This window comes from Geodermatophilus chilensis (genome assembly GCF_002802985.1).
Lineage (GTDB): Bacteria > Actinomycetota > Actinomycetes > Mycobacteriales > Geodermatophilaceae > Geodermatophilus > Geodermatophilus chilensis.
On the sequence record NZ_NVPT01000280.1, the window covers coordinates 1 to 3,574 of the forward strand.

General features: G+C 73.9%; 2 protein-coding genes and 1 pseudogene. All 3 read left to right on the forward strand.

The annotated features are described in order from the left end of the window. Positions 1-126, forward strand: a pseudogene (locus tag CNO22_RS30315) (methyl-accepting chemotaxis protein); the annotation flags it as partial. A 382-nt stretch (positions 127-508) separates the two neighbouring features. After that, positions 509-2,074: a methyl-accepting chemotaxis protein gene (locus CNO22_RS26195; RefSeq protein ID WP_232807373.1), complete on the forward strand. Its 1,566-nt coding sequence runs from the start codon at positions 509-511 to the stop codon at positions 2,072-2,074. 561 nt (positions 2,075-2,635) lie between these two features. Then, a partial coding sequence (locus CNO22_RS26200; protein ID WP_157937143.1) for a HAMP domain-containing protein occupies positions 2,636-3,574 on the forward strand: 939 nt, incomplete at its 3' end.

Below are 3,574 nucleotides of genomic sequence, written 5' to 3' on the forward strand. Positions count from 1 at the left end.
ATCACCGGTGTCTCGGCTGCCGCGGACTCGACCACGCAGGCGCTCACCCAGACCCGCACCGCGGTCGACGAGCTCTCCCGCATGGCCGCCGACCTGCGCACCGGCGTCGCGCGCTTCACCTACTGACCGTTCCTCGCGGCGTACCCGGAAGGGCGCCGGAATGGCTGTCGAACCATTCCGGCGCCCTTCTGTCATCTGTCCCCCGGGACGCCATGTCGACATCGCCGGGACGGTCACCGCACTTTCTCGGCGCGCTTCCCCGACACGGCCGCGTTTTCGGCCGTCACCGATCCGGTTTCGGCTTCGATCGGTGCGGAGAACGGCGGTCCCGCACCCGCGGACCGGTCCTCCCGGCGGCCCCGCGCCGCACTCCTCCCCCGGCACCACCTCTCTGGAGCAGCACACGATGAGCCCTGCCCGCACCACCCCGTCGCCGGCACCGCGCCCCGGCCCGACCCCCGCCGCAGGTGACCGCCGCTCCCCGGCCCGGCGCTGGGGTGACCGTTCGGTGGCCACCAAGGTCCTGACCGCCATCGGCGTCGCGACCCTCGTGGCGGTCCTCATCGGTGCCCTGGGCGTGCAGTCACTGCTGGCCGCGGCCGACCGCACCGAGCGGATGTACGAGTACAACGTCCACGGCGTCTCGAACGCCGCCGCACTGCGCAACGCCATGGCCAACGTGCGGCTGGCCAGCCGTGACGCCGCGCTCGCCGCGGATCCCGCCGGCGCGCAGAAGGCGCTCGACACCATCCCCGCGTTCGCCGACCGCTTCGAGGAGGCCCTCACCGAGTACCGGGCCGGCGCCCCCTCGGCGGAGAAACTGGTCGTGCTCGACCGGGTCGAGGCCGGCTTCGCCGAGTACCTGCAGCACGTGGACACCACGGTGCGGCCGCTCGTCCTCGCCGGGGACGACGCCGGCTGGCTCGCCTTCAACGAGAGCGTGCTGCGGCCCATCGGCGAGGCGCTGAACACCGACACGCAGGGCCTCCTGGACGGTGAGGGCACGGCCGCCTCCGACGCCGCTGCGGCCGCCCGCGATGCCGCCGACCGCCAGCTGGTCGTCTCGATCGTCGTCGTCGCGGCGGGCGCCCTGCTCGCCTTCGGGATCGGGCTGTTCGTGGCGCGGGGGATGGCGCGCGACGTGCGCCGGGTACAGGCGGTCGCCGAGGGCCTGGCCGAGGGCGACCTCACCCGCAGCGCGGGTCTCGAGTCGCGTGACGAGCTGGGCCGCATGGGTGCCGCGCTGGACGGCGCGGTGGCCAACCTCCGCGACGTGCTGTCCACGGTCGTCACCTCGGCCGACGCCGTGGCTGCCTCCTCGGAGGAGCTGTCCGCGTCGTCGGCGCAGATCTCGGCGTCGGCGGAGGAGACCTCGGCGCAGTCCGGTGTCGTGGCCGGTGCCGCGGAGGAGGTCAGCCGCAACGTGCAGACCGTCGCGGCGGGCGCGGAGCAGATGGGTGCCTCCATCCGGGAGATCGCCACGAACGCCGCGGAGGCCTCGGACGTCGCGGTGCGCGCGGTCGCGGCGGCGGAGACGACGACGGCGACGGTGGCGAAGCTGGGTGAGTCCTCGGCGGAGATCGGCAACGTCGTCAAGGTGATCACCTCGATCGCGGAGCAGACCAACCTGCTGGCCCTGAACGCGACCATCGAGGCCGCCCGTGCCGGGGAGGCGGGCAAGGGCTTCGCCGTGGTGGCCAACGAGGTCAAGGAGCTGGCCCAGGAGACGGCGAAGGCGACCGAGGACATCGCCCGGCGGGTGCAGGCCATCCAGGGCGACACCACGGCAGCGGTGGCCGCGATCGGGGAGATCAGCTCGATCGTCGCGCAGATCTCCGACCGGCAGACCACCATCGCCTCGGCGGTGGAGGAGCAGACCGCGACCACCACCGAGATGTCCCGCTCGGTGGCCGAGGCCGCCGGCGGTTCCGGGCAGATCGCCGAGAACATCACGGGCGTGTCTTCGGCCGCCGAGGCCACCACCCAGGCGCTCACCCAGACCCGCACCGCCGTCGACGAGCTGTCGCGACTGGCCGCCGGGCTGCGTTCGTCGGTGGACCGCTTCACCTACTGACGCACCACACCGCCGTTCCCGGGGCGGCGGTCGGGGATCCCCCGGCCGCCGCCTCGTCGCCGTTCCGGGGGCGGTGCCGCGAACCGGCGGGACCCGTATCCGGACGGCGAGTCGACACCCGGGACGGGAACCGGTCGACCCCGCGCCCGGTCGCGGACGCGCCCGGCCGCCACCACCGTCACAGCCGCCCCGGTGGACGACCCGTGTCACGACCGCCGGTCGGCCGCCGGCGGCTGCCGATGGACCGGGTGCCGGCCGGATCCCCTGGTGGTCGACCCCTCGCACGCGCCCCGGACGGTCACCCGGACATCCGACCGGGCGCGGATCGAGTCGACTCGTCAATGCGCCAGAGAATGGTCACCGCTCCTTCTCGGATCTGTCGGAGATCGTGCGGGACACGATCAGGGAAATGGCGTCGGGAGGTGGGTCGCGCACTACCTTGTGGCGCGACGGCGGGCGGTTCGCCCGGATTCCGTCGACCGGACGATCCGCACATGAAACCGCCGTGCGCCGCCTCTGTAGAGGTGCCCACCGCCCCACGCCCGTACGAGGAGCCGTGCCATGTCCCAGAGCCCCATGCCGACGTCCGGCGGGTGGTTCGCCGATCGTCCCGTCGGTCTGAAGATCGGCGCAGCGCTGGGCGTGCTGGCGATCGTCGCCATCGGCCTCACCGGGCTCGGTGTCGCCCGGATCAACACGCTCGCCACAGCCGCGGACAGGCTGAACACCGACAGCATCGTGCCCCTGGAGCGGCTCGGCGAGGCGCAGCGCACCTTCCAGGGGATCCGGGCCCGCAACAACCTCTACGCCGCTGCCGACGCGGCGACACGGCAGGAGCTGAGCGCCGACCTGCAGCAGCGGCGGGCGCAGTTCGAGGCCGAGATCGACGTCTACGTCGACACGCTGCACGACCCCGCGGACCTCCAGCCGGTCCTCGACGCCATCGACACCTACTACGCGGTGGTGGACGGCCGGCTCTACCCGGCCGTCACCGCCGGGGACGACGGCGCCGCCCTGCTCGTCGCCGAGGGCCCGCTCGCGGAGGCCGGCCGTGGCCTGTCGGACTCCTTCGGCGCCGAGCAGGCGCGCCAGGGCGAGGACGCGCACGAGGACGCCGAGGCGGCCCGCGAGCTGGCCGACCAGTCGGCCGTCATCCTCTGGACCGCCCTCGCGGCGGGCATCGTCGCGGCGGGCCTGCTGGGTCTCTGGGTGGTCCGGCAGATCGTGCGCACGGTCCGGTCGGTGCAGGAGTCGGTCGACGCCCTCGCCGCCGGTGACCTGACGGTGGTGTCCGAGGTGCGCTCCGGTGACGAGCTGGGGCGGATGGCGGCCTCCCTGGGGGCCGCCCAGGTGACGCTCCGGGAGGTGCTGTCGTCGGTGGTGGCGTCGGCGGACGCGGTCGCGGCGAGCTCGGAGGAGCTGTCGGCGTCCTCGGCGCAGATCTCGGCGTCGGCGGAGGAGACCTCGGCGCAGTCCGGGGTGGTGGCCTCGGCCGCGGAG